Genomic DNA, 16,233 nt, shown 5'->3' on the forward strand with positions numbered 1-16,233 from the left:
CAACCCGCTGTGACGGCGCATTCATCCATGCCGGCCGGCATCTGGCATCCCGACCAGGGCGACGGCACCTATATCAATCCCGTCCTGAACGGCGATTATTCCGATCCCGACGTGGTGCGGGTGGGGGATGATTATTATCTGACGGCATCCAGCTTCACCAACACCCCCGGCCTGCCCATCCTGCATTCCAGGGATCTGGTGAACTGGACCCTGATCGGCCACGCCCTGCCCCGCCTGGTGCCAGATGCCCATCATGCCACCCCGCGCCGGGGCGGCGGCGTCTGGGCGCCTGCCATCCGCCACCATGACGGTAAGTTCCATATCTATTATCCCGACCCGGATTTCGGCATCTTCCTGGTCACCGCCACCGATCCGAAAGGACCCTGGAGCGCGCCTGTCCTGGTGGACGATACCCGCGGCGCCATCGATCCCGCCCCCTTCTGGGATGAGGATGGCACGGCTTGGCTGGTCCATGCCTACGCCGCCTCGCGCGCCGGACAGGAGAAGAAGAACCGCATCGTGCTGAAGCGCCTGTCGCCCGACGGCACAAGCACCCTGGATGCGGGCATGGTGGTCGTGGATGGCAATGTTCTGCCCCCGGTCGCCACCTCCCAGGGGCCTAAGCCCTGGTTCACGACGGAGGGGCCGAAGCTCTACAAGCGCGGCGGTTATTACTACATCTTCGCCCCGTCCGGTTCGGTGAAGGGCGGCTGGCAGGGCGTGTTCCGGTCCAAATCCATCACCGGTCCCTATGAGGGGCGGTCGGTGATGGACCAGGGCGAAACGCCCTGGAACGGCCCGCACCAGGGCGCCTGGGTCACCACGCCCAAGGGCCAGGACTGGTTCCTGCATTTCCAGGATGCCGACAGCTATGGCCGTCGCGTACTGCTGCAACCCCTGCGCTGGGGCCGCGATGGCTGGCCGATCATCGGGGAGCGGCAGCAGAACAAGCCCTATGGCCAGCCCGTGACCCGCCACGCCAAGCCCGACCTGCCCCCCCAGCAAGCCGCCAACCCCGTGGTGAACGATGATTTCGCCGATGGTTATCATCTGGGCTGGCAATGGAGCGCCAATCCGGCCGACGATTGGGTGGACCGGTCGGTGAAGGGCAGGCTGCGCCTGAAATCCGCCTCCTCCCCGGCCAATCTGTGGGAGGCGGGCAACCTGCTGACCCAGAAACTGCCCGGCATGCGCTTTGCCGCCACCACCAACCTGACCCTGTCGCCGGCCCAGCTGGGGGAACGCGCCGGCCTGCTGGTCCTGGGCTATGATTATGCCTGGATCGGGCTGGAGAATACCGCCGACGGTTTGCGGCTGGTCCAGGTCACGCGGCTGAAGGCCGACCATGGCGGACGCGACGGGAAATTCCAGGCCAGTTCCGAAACCGTGCTGACAGCACCGGTGGCCGTCACCGGCCCCGTCCATGTCCGCGCCCGGTTCGAGCCGGTGATTGTGGCCGAACCCGAACCCAACTTCCCCCACGCCTGGCCTTCCATGCGGCGGTCCACCCATGCCAGGGTGCAGTTCAGCTACAGCCTGGACGGGGAGACCTTCACCAATATCGGCAAGCAGTTCCAGACCTTGCCGGGCCGCTGGGTCGGCACCCAGACGGGTTTGTTCGCCCAGGCGCCCGCCGGCACGCCTTCCTTCACGGGCACACGGGTGGGCTTTGCCGAATTCGGGGCCTTCACGGTGGGGGAATAGGACCGGCAACGGCCGCCGCGCGGCACGTGCCGCGCAAGCCAAGCCCACGGATGGCCGCGCCCGGACACGCGAGATCGCCGCAAACAGCCCGACCGCAGTAGCGAAATGGTTTTCCGCTACTGCTAACCATTCCTGGCTCCTGCACGTTCAGAAGGTTAGCATGACGGGATGGGATGCGACCGGCCGCCGCCGGTCGCATCCAGGGGGACCCTCGCTGCCCTTGTCCGGCGCCAACCTTCAACCGTCGGAGACGATATGGTCCGCATCCATCTGGGTTGTCAGCTCACCTATGATTTTCCGCAACCCACCGCCATGATCGTCATGCTGAACGTGCATTATTCGCGCGTGGCGCAGTTGGAGCGGCCGGACCACCTGATCACCAGCCCGGCCGTGCCCATCGAAAGCTATCGCGACAGCTTCGGCAACTGGTGCTGCCGGCTGATGGCGCCGGCCGGCCGCCTGACCCTGGGCACCGATACCGTCATCCGCGACGACGGCCTGGCCGACCCCGTGGTGCCCGACGCGATGCAGCATGCGGTACAGGACCTGCCGGCCGAGACACTGCTGTACCTGCTGCCCAGCCGCTATTGCGAGACCGACAATCTGTCGGCCGAAGCCTGGCGCCTGTTCGGACAGGCCCCCACCGGCTGGGGCCGGGTTCAGGCCATCTGCGACTTCGTGCACCGGCACATCCGGTTCGGGTACGAACATTCCCGGCCCACCCGCACGGCGGCCGAGGCCTATGCCGAGGGGCGGGGCGTGTGCCGCGACTATGCCCATCTGGCCGTCGCCTTCTGCCGCGCCATGAACATCCCCGCCCGCTACTGCACCGGCTATATCAGCGATATCGGCCAGCCTCCGCCCTATGCGGAGATGGATTTCGCCGCCTGGATGGAAGTTTACCTGGGCGGCCGCTGGCACGTATTCGACCCCCGCAACAACCAGCCCCGCATGGGCCGCATCCTGATCGCCACCGGCCGCGACGCCGCCGACGTGCCGCTGACCCACACGTTCGGGCCGAACACCTTGGCCGGGTTCCGGGTTTGGACGGCGCCGTTGGCGGGGTGATGGGGAAGTGGAGGGGATGGGCGGATTTTCGGGGAGGTCGCAGAGAAAGCGGCCTTTTCTGCTTGTCCATCAAACTTCGGTTTGACGGACAGGTCACCCCCCTTTAGGGCAAATCATGGAGGGCTAAAGCCAATCTGATTAACCTCCAACGCATCAAAGAACCAATTAGACAGAAGAAGATCTGATTCGACGTCGTGCAAAATCTCCAAAGCATCCATTGCACGATCAAAAATAGCTAAGCATAATTCGTCATCATTGTGCCTTGATCGATAAATTATTGCATCGGGCTTCTCGTGGTGATGATATAATGCTTTTGACCATGCCTGCGGTGCGTCATATGGAAGAATTGAGCTTACTGCAGAGGTTACACCTAAAATATGCTGACCGGTGCCGCGAAGCTGCACCGCTCTTAAATCTCTCGTGAGCCGTAAGCGCGCATATGCTTTGGATGCAACAAAGTTCTCTGATATTGATGTTTCGCCAATGTTTCGGAGTAAGCTTTCGGCGACGGCGCCCCAAGCATTACATGCAACATATAAAACACCGTAAGAGCCGTCAGGTGCATTAAAGCGACCTTTTATAGTCTTGTCAAAATATATGGGCCCATATCCTGCGGCATGGATGCGATGAAGTAGTCTCCCTGCCGAGAAGACTTCCAACGGAAGCCTTCGACCCGACAGATCGGCCGGCGGCAAGTGGAGGGGGGCCGCGGCAATCATCCGGCTAACTGTTCGCCGAAGGTTTGGGCCGCTTGAATAACTGGTTCTATCTGCCCCTCGTTTAGCAGGTCTATTGGCCGAGCTCCCCCAAGCCGACTGTGGGCATTCACGAGGAAATTAAGCTGTGCCCAGGGGTTTTGGTCGGGAAATACCGCCAAGACCATGTCTAATCCAGCTACTAATTGGCCATCGCAAAACTGCACTGTGGGAAATAGGAGTTTGCCGTCCTTCCCTTGGACTGCAATCAGGACCTTATCCTTTACTAAGTCTTCAATGGCTTCGAGAGACAGCGAAAGGCGAAAGGCTACTTGATCTGCTGGAATCCCTCCCCCCGCAGCCGCTAGATCGCGTTCTGCCATACGTAGACCACGTATCCGAGCTCGTTCTCGTGCAGTCTTTATTTCAGCCGGTCCCGCAGACACTGACAGCGCCCATGGCGCTATAGGGTGAGGAGCCGGATGCCGTTCTTCCGAAAAATACTCATACAGAACATGACGCTGATCTTCCGAAAGCCCGTAGCCGTCCAAGACGATCTCATCGATGATGCGAAGAAGATCCTGCAAAATATCGAGAGATGTTGCAGGCCACCCCTTAGCCTCTGCCGCGATGAGAGTATTAGAGTAAGTACGGACGGCTGCTGCCAGCTTCGCGTCGTCTACATGCTCTGGCAGAGGAAGCGCCTGAAGAAGTTTGATCGGAATATCCTGATCCGTTGTTCTTTCTGCAATGAAGGCATTCGCAACTGGACCATTCAAAATACCCACAAGGCTATCCAAAGATATTTTACCGGTGTTGATCCAAATTCCAAGAAACTGTTGAGATGCGACGAGACCACTGCTGTCCACCGCAGCAGTAAGCAGCCAGCGTCCTCGTGAGCGCCGCTTTGCATTGACCAAAATCTTAGACTTATGCCATGGGAAATCGACCCTATTCCTATAGTACTGAGCCTCTGGATCGACATTAAGCCAATCAAATTGAGGGGTCAGGCGAAATGGCTTTAACACTCCATTAAGTCGATGAACACCAGGCAGAAATCCTTCCTTACGCTCTTTTCTAATACCTTCGCCTTGATCATTCCATCTAAGTCCACGCCGAACCTCAGCCCATTCGCCGAGCTTTGGCCGATCGGCGAGCGCAGCCCACAACGTGTCGAGAGCCCCGATCCAGAGCTCATCGGTATCAATGATCCGGGCTGCCTGGCGCGTTGCGGTCCCTTCGCTGGTCCTACTAAAGTTGTCCTTGTCCTTCTTACTTACGACCACTGACCGAAGCCGGATACCTTTAGAGAATGCAGCGTTTCGAGGCTCTGTGGCAATCAGCACTGCGGACCCATAATCAGCTTCTAAGAAAACACCCTCTGGCAGGGATACAAGCTCCACTGCTTGATAAGCCTCCGCTATTTTTCTGCGAAGCTTTTCATAGTCAGATTTGTGAATAAAATTGTGTGGCAAGATAAAACCAAGCGCATTTGGCCTTTCTTCCAGCACCGTATTAAGTACAAAGCGCGGCTTGGAAAAACCGAAAAGAGGGGCGGTCTTGGGGTAAAATTGACGCTCTTCTACCGAAAAATCCTCGAAAGGCGGGTTGCATAGGATCACTGTAGCCCCACGCACGGCTTCGGCCAACGCTCCTGGCTGGAATAGGTCGCGGTTCGCGACTTTCCAACCATTCGCATTAGGATAGTCAGCAAGGATGAGCGACAGCTTAGCGACCTCACAGGCGAAGCTATCCCGTTCCGTCCCTGAAATTCGAGCAGTCAGGAAGTCGTGACGCTGCTTTGGCGTCCACTCTGCGGGTAAATAGTCCTGCAGATGCCGCAGAGCAGAAACCAAGAAGACACCAGCCCCAGCGAATGGCTCGTGAATGCGCAATTTTTCTAGATCAAAACGACTGATATCAATTCTTTCAAGTACATAGTCTGCAAGCCAGCGCGGCGTGCTATGTGTGCCAAATGTTTTTCTGGTATCAGTAGTGACAAGCGTATTCTCGTAAATGAAAGCCAAGCTATCGGCGGAAATATTTCGCAAACTAACTGCGCCAAGCAACCTATTCCAAGCGGCTGCAAGTCGTTCCTCGCCTATCACCATTTCTTCAGACGGAGATTTTTCCAGGTTATAATAGGCCTGAATCCCTTTCATTACAGAAATGACATCTCCCCTGTTCCAGCTTTGGGCACGTTCATGATCACGGTCTTGAAGAATCTTGGCGGCTAGCAACCTAAAGGTTGCTTGAAACACGGCACGCTCTCGTCCAGATTCTTTTCTGTCGTCCATGAGCAGACGCACGACGTCATCAAGCACTACGTTAAGCTTCGCCTGCACTTCTCGTTCGATAGCCGGTAAAAGACCTAAATCGACAAGATCAAATTGAATTTGCTGTTGCCGCGGTGATAGTGACTTTGCACGATGTATGGCTTGCGGGCTCCATTGGTCGGCTTTTCGTTCGAAGAGCCCATCCAAGTCCTCCACATTGACGCAGTCTAATAGAAGCGGATCACCACTCGTGGCAGCGCGCCAAACCCTAACAACATCATTGCTAATCGAGAAGAACAACGGTGCTCCAAGCGCACGCCTGCCCGCGACAGCGGATCGCGTGCCCGCATCACTCTCCTGTTCCCTCACGACTCCAAACGCAGCCGACTTAAATGACAATGGTTCTGTGGTGAAGGCAGCAAGAACTACGCTCGTGATGTCACCAGAGGGCGAAAGCACATCGGAAAACGCATATTCATGACGGATTGCTTCTTGGTTGTAACCCAACCGATGAAGCCCCCGCTCAATGGCTTCTAGCGCGCTCATCTTACGTTCACAGCCCTAAAGAGGGGTAGTTGCCGCGAAGGTTCTTGAGGGGAAAAGGTCTGTGCAAGGGCCTCAAGGTGTGAATCCAGGCAAACTTGCAGGAAATCCCCTGCTGGAGGTGAAGGCCCGAGGGCTTCTTGGAGTTCCCAGCGTCCCGATGCATAAATAACAACACGGTGTCCCCAAAGGGCAGGGAATGGCACGCCCCGGAGTTGCTCACTTAGCGCAGCGAACAGAGGCTGATGTGCCTGTAATTCCATACGGAAACTGTCACGAAATTGGATCGCAAGTCGGAGGATTAGCACCGTCTGCCAGGAGAATAAAGCTAAAGTACCCGGCCCAGCTGGCCGAACATCTGGCTGAATCAATCCTCGCCGACTGGTCCATTCCCGAAGCTGGTCAGCGGATAATCCGGTCAGTCTCTGGACATCTTTGGACTTGATCACCTGTCGACCCCGCCATCCGTCAGAGCGGGTGTTGTACCCACTTTCTCAGTGTGGGAACGGGTATCACACCCGCTTGGTTTCGTAAAGATTCAGATGGATAGGACGGAGTCATGCTCATAAATGTCCGGTTAGCCGAGGAACTCAAGAAGATTGCGCTTTGGCTCCACTTCGAAAGATGGAAGCATTGCCCGAACTGGATCGCCAAACCGTCCCTTGGCGGCAAACTCGAAATCTGTCCGAAAACATGCATTGGCAACGGCAATCCGGACAAGTTGTTTGCCGGACGGCTTTCTGGACACCCGGTTCGCCGCACCGGGCATCCATCGGAGCGGCGGAAAGACATTCCCCAGAACCGCCCTGCTGACTTTTCCATAAAGAATGTGCTATTCTTCCCCCATCAACACCACAATCACGTCCACACCCCAGCCACCGCAGAACCCGCGTCTGAAGCAAAGCCCTTGTGTATTCGGAGCAGGCTATCCACCCCCTCCGAAACACCCCGTTTTTATGTTGCACAATGTTTCACGGGGGCCGGTTCATTCGGAGCGGTGAACCTGCCGCCTCTGAAACATCGCCCTTTCAGCGTTGCATTCTGTTTCACAACGCCCGACCTTTCGGAGCAATCACCCTACCCGCTCCGAACGCCCTCCCGCCGATACCGCCATCCCCACCGGGGGCGCGGCATCGCACGGGAGGGGCTGCTGGTCACACTCCCACCTCTCCCGCCACCACGGCCCGCCGCCCGAACCGCTGCGACAGGCGGCCGATGCCCCGCTTGGCATCTTCCACCAGCATCAGCAACGCCGGCATCAGCAGCAGGACCAGCACCGTGGCCGTGCCGATGCCGAAGACGAAGGTGATGGCCATGGGCACCAGGAAGGCGGCCTGGAAATCCGTCTCGGTCAGAAGCGGCAGCAGGCCGAAGATGGTGGTCAGCGAGGTCAGCAGCACCTGGCGCAGCCGTTCGGCGGCGCCGTGCACCACGGCGCTTTCCACCGCCTCGCCCTCCTTGATGCGGTCATCGATGCTGCTGACCACCTGGATACTGTCATTCACCAGCACACCGGCCATGCCCATGATGGCGATATAGGACCAGATGGTCATGTCGGCGCCCATCACCCAATGGCCGAAGATGGTGCCGGCGATGGAGAAGGGGATGATCATCAGCACGGCGAAGGGCCGGGCGAAGCTGCCCATGATCCAGGCCAGGACGAGATAGATGGAGAGGAAGGAGACGCCCATGCCCATCATGAAATCCGACCAGAATTCCTCTTCCTGACGCGACCCGTCATTCTGGTCCTTCTTGACGCCGTACTTCTCCATGATGGCGGGCAGGTGGTTCTTCTCGATATCGCTGCGGATTTCGCCGCCATTGCCCTTCAGATGGTCGACCTCGGCGAAGATGGAGACGGTGCGGCGGCCCTTGGAACGCAGGATGCGCGACAGGCCCGGCCGTTCCGACAGTTCCACCACGTCAGCCAGCGGCACCTGCATGCCGGCCGGCGAGCGCAGTTTCAGGTTGGCCAGCAGCGCCTCCGTCTGGTCGCCATCGGGCAGGCGGACGCGCACCGTCACCTCCTCGTCGGCGCGTGCAAAGCGCATGGCGATGGCGCCGTCCATGGCGTCGCGCAGCTGGCGACCGACATTCTCGGTGGTGAAGCCCAGGGCCTCGCCGCGCGGCGTGACCTTGACCACCAGTTCCGGCTTGCCGGCCGGCAGGTTGTCGCGCGCGCCGCTGACGCCGCCATAGGTCATGATGATCTTCTTCAGCTCCTCCGACGCGGCCTTCAGCACATAGGGATCGTCATGGACCAGACGGAAGCCGAAGCCATCGCCGCCAAACCCGTCCTGCTCGGTGGAGAAGATCACCTGATCGATGCCGGGCTGCAGCTTCGTCTCCGCCTCCCACTTCTTCATGATGTCGGGCAGGCGCTGGTCGCGGTCGTCGGCCACGGAGAATTCAACGTTCATCGAGCCGATATAGTCGCCCACCTGTTCGGGCAAATTGTCGCCCGTGGTAACGCCCAGCTTGCCGAAGGTCATCTTCACCAGCTCGCCGCGCTTCAGACCATAGGCGGCCTCCACGCGGTACAGGGCCGCCTCCGCCTCGTCGATCTGCCGGGCCACCACCTCACGCGGGGTGCCGGGGCTGAACAGCAGGTTCAGCTGCGCCTGATGGCCCTCCGGCTGCGGGAAGAAGGCGAATTTGACATGGCCGCCGGCCTGCAACCCGATGGCCAGCGCCATGATGGTGACGGCCGCCGCGACGGTCAGGCCGCGATTATGCGTGGCCCAGGCGATGGCCTGGGTGAAGGGCCCGTCGCGAAAAGCGTTGAACTTCGCCTCGAACGCCACGCGCAGCCTGGACGGCGGCGACTTCCGCCCCTTCTCCAGCGCGTGGCGCATGTGGGAGGGGAGCATCAGGAAACAGCCCAGCAGCGAGGCGATGATGACGGCGATGGAAATGGCGGGCAGCGGCATCACATACTGCCCTGTCGTCCCGCTCATCATCAGCATGGGCCCGAAGGCGGCGATGGTGGTGATGGCGGCGGCGGTGACGGGCCAGAACATGCGCTGGGCGGCGCGTTCCACGGCTTTGGCCGGCTCCATCCCCTTGTCCACCAGGGTCTGGCCATATTCGGCCACCACGATGGCATCGTCACAGATGATGCCGGTCATCATGATCAGGGCAAACAGGCTCATCACATTGATGGATTGCCCGATCAGCACCATGATGGCGAAGGTGACCATGAAGCTGACCAGGATGTCGATGGCGATCCAGAAGGTCACCCAGGGCCGCAGGAACACCACCAGCACCGCCATGACCAGCACCATGCCGCCGACGGCATTATCCATCAGCATGCCGATACGGTCTTCCAGCGCGTCGGAATTGCGGTCATAGCTTTCGACCGTCACGCCGGGCGGCAGGGTCGGGCGCAGCTTTTCCAGATAGGCATCCACCCGTTCGGTGATGGCGATCAGGTTGCCGTTCTTGGAGGTCTGGAGCGACAGGTTGATGGCCGGATTGCCATTGCGCCGCCCGGTGACGCCCCGGTCGTCGAAGGCATCGCTGACCTGGGCCACCTGCCCCATGGTGACGCGGCGGCCATCGGCATCGGTGCGCAGGGTCAGGCCCGCCACGCCGGCGGCATCATCCTGCCGGCCCATGGACCGCATCTGCTTTTCGATATTGCCCGACAGGGTGCCCGACGGCACGTCGGTCGATGCCTGGGCCAGGCGCTGGGCCACGGCACCCAGGGTGGTGTCCAGCCGCTCCAGCTCCGCCGCCGGCACCTCCACCCAGATCTCCGCCCCGCGCAGGCCGGTCATATAGACCCGGTCCACGCCCTGGGCGGTCACCCCGTCACGCACCTGCTTGGCCAGGGCGCGCAGTGCCGGTTCCGGCAGCGGCCCGGAAATGGCCAGTTCCATCAGCTCATCGGTGATGGTGAAACGGTTGATGACCGGCCGCTCGGCACTCTGCGGCAGGGTGGTGATGTTGTTGATGGCGCTTTCGGTTTCCGACAGGGCCTTGGCCATGTCGGTGCCATGCTTGAAATTGATGAACAGCTCACCGATGCCCTCACGCGACCGGCCGGTGACCTCGTCCACCCCTTCCAGGAAGCGCACCTCGCGCTCCATGGCCTCGATGATGGACCGGTCGATATCATCGGCAGACGCCCCTTGCCAGACGGTACCGACATAGATGCCCGGCACCTCGAAGTCCGGTTCCATCTGCCGTTCCAGCTTGGCCAAGGCCCAGAAGCCGGCAATCATCATCATGATCATCAGGATATTGGCCGCCACCTTGTGGCGGATGAAGGTGCGGATCACGCCGGCGCTGCTCATTCGCTCTTCTCCCCGGCCGCGGCCTTGTCCTGGGTTTCCTTGGTCGCGACCTGGGCGGCGGGCGGATCTTCGCGCAGCGAGACCTTGAGGCCGGGCCCGATCTCCTGGAACCGTGTGGTCACCACCTTGGCCCCGTCGGCCAGCCCCTTGTCGATGAACACGGCATCACTGGTGCGGGCCGCGACATGCACCTTGGTGCTTTCCAGCCGGCCGTCGGCATTGGCGACATAGACCGTGTCATTGCCATGCACGGCGGTGACCGGCAAGCGGTGGACGCCGGCATAGGCACGGTCGGGCAGCCCCACCTCCACAAACGCGCCGGGGCGCAGCGGCTGGTCCAGGCTCTGTGCCTCCAGCCGCACGAAGATGGTCACGCCGCCGGTGGCTGTGTCGATCCGGTCGATGACGCGCTCCACCTTGGCCGGATAGGTCATGCGCTGTTCGCCCAGCTTCCAGGTCACCAAGGCGTTGCGTCCCACGACGCCGTCGCCATCGGCAGCCAGGCGGCCATAGGCCTCCGTCGACAGGGTCACGCGGGCCTCCAGCCCCTCGGTCCCCGACAGCAGGGCGACGCGGTCGCCGGCCGACACCCGCATCCCCATCTCCGCCGCCGTCTGGCCGACAAAGGCATCGAAGGGCGCGGTCAGCTTGGTGCGGGCCAGGTCGGTCTCCGCCCGGTCCAGGGCCGCCTTCAGCCGGTCGATCACCGCCTCCTGCTGGCGCACACGGGCGCTGCCGGCCTGGGACCCGTTCTCCATGGCGGCCAGGGTCTGGCGCTCTGCCGCCAGGGCGCCTTGCGTCTGCTCCAGCCGGGCGATGGAGATGGTGCCCTTGTCATACAAAGCCTGGGCGCGTTCCTGCTCGCGCTCCTTGATGCTCATCTGCAGGCGCGCCAGTTCGGCCCGCGACTTCTCCGCCGCCGCACTGGCGCGCAGCTCGTCCAGGCGGGCACGGGCCTCGGCCAGCTGGGCGCGGGTCTCGCGCACAGTCAGCTCATAATCCCAGGGATCGATCTCCAGCAAGACCTCACCCGCCTTGACCAGACCGCCATCGCGCAGTGCGGGAGAGACATTCTTCACCGTGCCGGCCACCAGCGGCCGCAGCTCCGCCGACCGGCCGGCGACCAGCGTGCCCATCAGGGTCATGTCCGGACGATGGTCGGCACGGGCGACGCTGACCGCATCCACGGCCCAGACTCGTTCCGGCCGGTCCTCCCGCGCCACGTCCGGCTTGCTGGCCACCATCAGGGTGAAGCCGCTGACACCCAGCAGCAACACGCCGCCAATGGCCAGAACCCGCTTGGTGCGCGGCCCCAGGGCCGACCATTTGGGAAGCCGCGCCCCCCGCAGCCGATCCGTCCAGCCGCGCAGCGCCCAGTGCCGCCCCATCTGCATCACCGCGACCTTTTCCATACCCGTCCCCCGTCTTCCGGCTTGCCGCCACTGCATCGCATCGGCGGGCCACACCTTCCCCGGTGCCGGTCCCGCCATTGCGGGGACCGATTGCAGCCGGCGTGCCAGCGCGTGGAATGGCGGAAATGCTGGGGATAGCGTCTGGGATGGCTGGAAAGCCAATGGTTGGGATCGTCACATTTTCGCTGCTTTGACGATTGATCGCGGATTTCGCCGCAGGGCAACCGGAGCGGGGCAGGCCGGATCACCCCTGCGCCCGCAGGCGCCCGCGTTCCCGTGCCGTCACCCGACGCAATGCTCAGCCCTGCCCCGCCGCGAAACGCCCATACCGGCCATCCATATAGACCAGCGGGTTGATGGGGCTGAGGTCGATCACCTCCAGCACCTCGCCGATGAACACGCCGTGGGTGCCATAGACGGTGTTCGCCACGTTGCGGCAGAAGAAGCTGGCCTGGGCATCGGCCAGATAGGCGTGACCCAAGGCGGATTGCCGCCAGTCACCGATCGCGAACCGCGCCTCCCCCTTCTCCTTGCCCGCACACAGGCTGGAAATGTCGGCCTGGTGGGCGCCCAGGATGTTGATGCAGAAATCCGCCCCCTGCGACAGGGGCTCGAACAGGCTGGCCGTCCTGTTCACGCAGATCAGCATGGAGGGCGGGTCCATGCTGAGTTCGCTGACCGCCGTCGCCGTCATGGCGTGGCGCTGGCCCTGATACTGGCAGGTGATGACCACCACAGCCTTGGCCAGACTGCGCAATCCCTTGCGTAAGGCGGCCGCGACCAGGGCCGGGTCATTGGCGGTGATGATATCAGTAGGCATCGATTTCCCTCAAGGCTGCGGCCGCCTCCCGCCAGCTGTCGGCACCGGCCGGCAACCCGGCATAGAGCGTAGCATGCAGAAGGATCTCGCGGATCTCCTCCTTGGTCACGCCATTGGCGATGGCGCCCTTCACATGGTTGCGCAGCTGGGCCGGACGCGTCTGCCCCACCAGGATGGCGATGGTCAGCATGGACCGGATCTTCAGCGACAGGGCCGGCCGGCTCCACACCTCGCCAAAGCAGATGCGGGTGACGGCATCCTGCAGGGGCATGGTGAAATCATCGGCATCGATATGGCTCTTCATGCCTTCAGGCCCGAAGATTTGTTCACGCAGCGCCCGGCCACGTTCGGCGGCTTCGGTATCGTGGGACGAACTCATGCTGTTTCCTCCTGATTATCGGGCCACAGAGAAGGCCCTATTGCTTTGGCCAAGGCTTTCATGACGCGTGCAGCGGCGGGCGACAGGGCCACCGCGCGCAGGAAGCCGTGGATCATGCCGGGTGCGGTCATCACCTCGGCCCGGACGCCCGCCGCCCGCAGAAGGTCAGCATATTCGTCCCCCTCCTCCCGGAGCGGGTCATGCTCCGCCCCGATCAGCAAAGCCGGCGGCAGCCCGGACAGGTCCGGTACCGACAAAGGCGGCGGGTGGAACGGTTCGCCATCCTGCGACTGCCGATAGAGCCGGACGAAATCCTCCACCCGTTGCGCGCTCAACAGCGGATCGCGCCCCCGCAGGTAGGAGGGCCGCCCCGGCGTCAGGGCGTAGGCACCATACATGAGCACTTGGCAGATGGGCCGGATGGACAGCCCGGCATCGCGGGCCATGATCGCCGTGACAGTGGCGAACAGGGCGCCGACACTGTCACCCGCCACCGCGATACGCCTGGGATCGACACCCAGCAGCGCCGCATGGGTGACGAACCATTGGAAGGCGGCGAAGCAATCCTCCTGCGCCGCGTGGTAGGAATTTTCCGGCAGCCGGCGGTACTGCACGCTGACCACGACGGCCCCCGTCTCCTCCGCCAATGCCTGGGCCACGATGTCGAAGGTCTCGATGCTGCCGAAAGCGAAGCCGCCGCCATGGAAATAGCAGATGCCCGGCCGTTCGACCGTGCGGCCCGGATGCAGGATGGTAACCGCGATCTCCCGCCCCGGCAGCACGATGAAGCTGGCATGTCGCCGCAGGCCCGGCACCGGTGGCCGGGCGAAGGCGTCGGCGCCCAGGTCGGAGGACAGGCGGGCGCCGGCCAGCGTCCCCCCCGCCGGGGATTGCGCCGCACGGAAGGCAGCCAGATAGGCCTCCATCCCCTCCGCCAGCAAAACCGGGACGTCCGTCATGGCGTCACCCCGCTCAGGCAAAGGCCTCGTACCTGACGTCAGGTGCCGCGACCGACAGCTCTGACAGGCGCGGCATGACCTCTTTGGCGAACAAAGACAGGTTCTCCACCGTCTCCACGTGACCCAGCGTACCGGCCTGACCCATCATCAGCAGGTTGCCGAACCCACCGACATCGGCATAGAAGCGGCTGATCTGCCCGAACACATCGTCGGGCGTGCCCACAAACATCAGGCCGGCATCGATATATTGCTCGATGGTCGGGTCGGACGGCAGCGGGCTGCCATCGCGCAAGCGCGGACGGATGGCGTTGGGGCCGGCCTTCAGCAGGCGGACATTGTCCTTCACCGATGTGAACCCCGCCGGATTGCGGAATTGCGGGTCCAGCCGGGCCGCCGTGGTAAAATAGGCCTTCATCTGTTCCGCCCGTGCGAACGCCGTCTTGCGGTCATGGGCGACGGAAACCAAGCCCAGATAGCCCAGCCGGTCTTCCGATGCCGGCCGGCCGTGCGCTTCCTGATAGGCCTTGCGGTAGGCATCGAACACCGACCGCGCCACGGCACCGGACAGGAAGGTGGCGCAGACATAACCCAATCTGGCCTGCTGTGCCGCACTGCTGCCGCTGGATGCCGTCATCCAGATAGGGGGCGTGGGCTGCTGGATGGGGCGGGGCCACAGGCTGACGGCGCGATAGTTGAAGAATTCCCCGTCCCAGGAGAAATTCTCACCCTGATTGCTCAGCGCTTCCTTGATCAGGTCATGCGCCTCCCAGAACCGGTCCATGAACCGGACCGGCTGGCGGTTGGACATGAACACCTCATAGGCGGCACCCTTGACCAGCCCCACCTCCAGACGACCGTTGGAGATGACGTCGGCCATGGCGATTTCTTCCGCCACCCGCACCGGATTGGCGCGGTTGCCGATGGGAATACCGAGCGCCAGCAGGCGGGCGTTGCGCGTCTGCCGCGCCAGGATGGCCAGTGTCGTCATGCAGGAGGTCGACATGCAGGTCGCCGCCGCATGATGCTCATTGATCATGATGTTGAAGCCCAGCTCATCCGCCAGGACATACTCATCAAGGTAGCGGTTGATCAGGCGGCCCGCCTCGACCGGATCACAATGGTTCTGGGCCAAAGTGATGCGCATCGGCCCCGGCACCTCGAAGGCGGGATGATAGGCCTGTTCGCTGAATTGCCAGACTTTCATGATGGGGGCTCCTCAAGCCGCTGCCGTAACGGCGCGCTGGGCGAAATTGTCGATGCTGCTCGCCGCTGCATCGGGACGATCGACATAGATGCGATGGCCGCAGCCGGTGATGGTCTCGAACCCGGCACCGGGGATCAGGGCGGCATAGTCGCGGCCATAATCCAGCGACGCGATGGCATCCTCCTCCCCCCACAGCACCAGGGTGGGGGTGGTGATGCGGTGCAGCCGGTGGCGCAGCTTGGGATTGCACATATAGGGCGACCAGCCGAACAGCATCGTCGCCTCGGCATTGCGCACCCGACGTTCCAGCACGTCGTCCGGCAAGGCGGACAGATCCAGCTTCGGCATCGGCGTCACCTGCGACTTCCGTTCCACCGTACCGCCATCCTGGACAAAGATGTCCACAACGCGGCGCGTCTTGCGGTCCGCCGTCTCAATCCCGAAGGGCGCCCCCAGCACGGACAGGGCGATACGCCCGCTATTCTTGACCAGCATCTCCGCCGCGACCCAGCCGCCGAACGAGAAGCCGGCAAGCACGACATCGCGCAGGTCCAGTTGATCAAGCAGGTCCAGATAGAAATAGCCCAGATCATCGACCGTGGAGAAAGACCGCGGCAGATCGGAACCGCCAAAACCGGGATGGGAGGGGGCATAGACCCGGTAGGCGGCGCAAAGCCGGTCGATCAACGGTGCCAGGGCCTCGACCCCATCCATGCCGTGCAGCAGCAGCAGGGGCCTGCCCTCGCCTTTCACCAGCATTTCCAGACGCACATCGCCCACTTGCAGGAACCGCGTTCCGGAGGGGGAGAGGGCGTCCGCCGCTTCGCTATTCATCCGCCATGACCTTTCTTGAACGCTTTTGCGCATGATTGACG

The 16,233-nt window shown here is 62.2% G+C and carries 11 protein-coding genes; 2 read left to right on the forward strand and 9 right to left on the reverse strand.

Annotated elements, in window-relative coordinates; translation table 11 throughout:
- Positions 1-9 precede the first annotated feature (9 nt).
- Both AC1Q7F_RS05010 and AC1Q7F_RS05015 read left to right on the forward strand, forming a co-directional pair.
- The gene (locus AC1Q7F_RS05010; protein ID WP_492504431.1) at positions 10-1,704 is read left to right on the forward strand and encodes a glycoside hydrolase family 43 protein; all 1,695 of its coding nucleotides are present in this window, start codon (positions 10-12) and stop codon (positions 1,702-1,704) included.
- A gap of 255 nt (positions 1,705-1,959) precedes the next feature.
- Positions 1,960-2,772, forward strand: coding sequence for a transglutaminase-like domain-containing protein (locus AC1Q7F_RS05015; RefSeq protein ID WP_492504433.1), 813 nt, complete (start codon positions 1,960-1,962; stop codon positions 2,770-2,772).
- Between the two features lie 113 nt (positions 2,773-2,885).
- Here AC1Q7F_RS05015 and AC1Q7F_RS05020 read toward each other — a convergent pair whose 3' ends face one another.
- From AC1Q7F_RS05020 to AC1Q7F_RS05060, 9 genes are all read right to left on the reverse strand, one after another.
- The gene (locus AC1Q7F_RS05020; RefSeq protein WP_492504435.1) at positions 2,886-3,431 is read right to left on the reverse strand and encodes an RES family NAD+ phosphorylase; all 546 of its coding nucleotides are present in this window, start codon (positions 3,429-3,431) and stop codon (positions 2,886-2,888) included.
- Positions 3,432-3,487: 56 nt separating this feature from the next.
- A complete protein-coding gene (locus tag AC1Q7F_RS05025) occupies positions 3,488-6,289 on the reverse strand; it encodes an N-6 DNA methylase (RefSeq protein WP_492504437.1) in 2,802 nt (933 codons plus the stop codon).
- A gap of 1,151 nt (positions 6,290-7,440) precedes the next feature.
- Positions 7,441-10,584, reverse strand: coding sequence for an efflux RND transporter permease subunit (locus AC1Q7F_RS05030; protein WP_492504439.1), 3,144 nt, complete (start codon positions 10,582-10,584; stop codon positions 7,441-7,443).
- The gene (locus AC1Q7F_RS05035; protein ID WP_492504440.1) at positions 10,581-11,996 is read right to left on the reverse strand and encodes an efflux RND transporter periplasmic adaptor subunit; all 1,416 of its coding nucleotides are present in this window, start codon (positions 11,994-11,996) and stop codon (positions 10,581-10,583) included. Before AC1Q7F_RS05035 ends, AC1Q7F_RS05030 begins: the two co-directional genes overlap by 4 nt.
- Positions 11,997-12,294: 298 nt before the next feature.
- The gene (locus AC1Q7F_RS05040; RefSeq protein WP_492504442.1) at positions 12,295-12,816 is read right to left on the reverse strand and encodes a flavin reductase family protein; all 522 of its coding nucleotides are present in this window, start codon (positions 12,814-12,816) and stop codon (positions 12,295-12,297) included.
- Complete coding sequence (locus AC1Q7F_RS05045; RefSeq protein WP_492504444.1) at positions 12,806-13,195, reverse strand: carboxymuconolactone decarboxylase family protein; 390 nt, start codon at positions 13,193-13,195, stop codon at positions 12,806-12,808. The genes AC1Q7F_RS05040 and AC1Q7F_RS05045 overlap by 11 nt, the downstream gene beginning before the upstream one ends.
- Complete coding sequence (locus AC1Q7F_RS05050) at positions 13,192-14,154, reverse strand: alpha/beta hydrolase (protein ID WP_492504446.1); 963 nt, start codon at positions 14,152-14,154, stop codon at positions 13,192-13,194. Before AC1Q7F_RS05050 ends, AC1Q7F_RS05045 begins: the two co-directional genes overlap by 4 nt.
- 13 nt (positions 14,155-14,167) lie before the next feature.
- On the reverse strand, positions 14,168-15,358 hold the full coding sequence (locus tag AC1Q7F_RS05055; protein WP_492504448.1) for an LLM class flavin-dependent oxidoreductase: 1,191 nt from the start codon (positions 15,356-15,358) through the stop codon (positions 14,168-14,170).
- Between the two features lie 12 nt (positions 15,359-15,370).
- Entirely contained in the window at positions 15,371-16,192 is an 822-nt protein-coding gene (locus AC1Q7F_RS05060; RefSeq protein WP_492504450.1) for an alpha/beta fold hydrolase, read from the reverse strand.
- Between the last annotated feature and the right edge of the window lie 41 nt (positions 16,193-16,233).

Source organism: Niveispirillum sp. GW835-FHT14G11 (assembly GCF_058793615.1).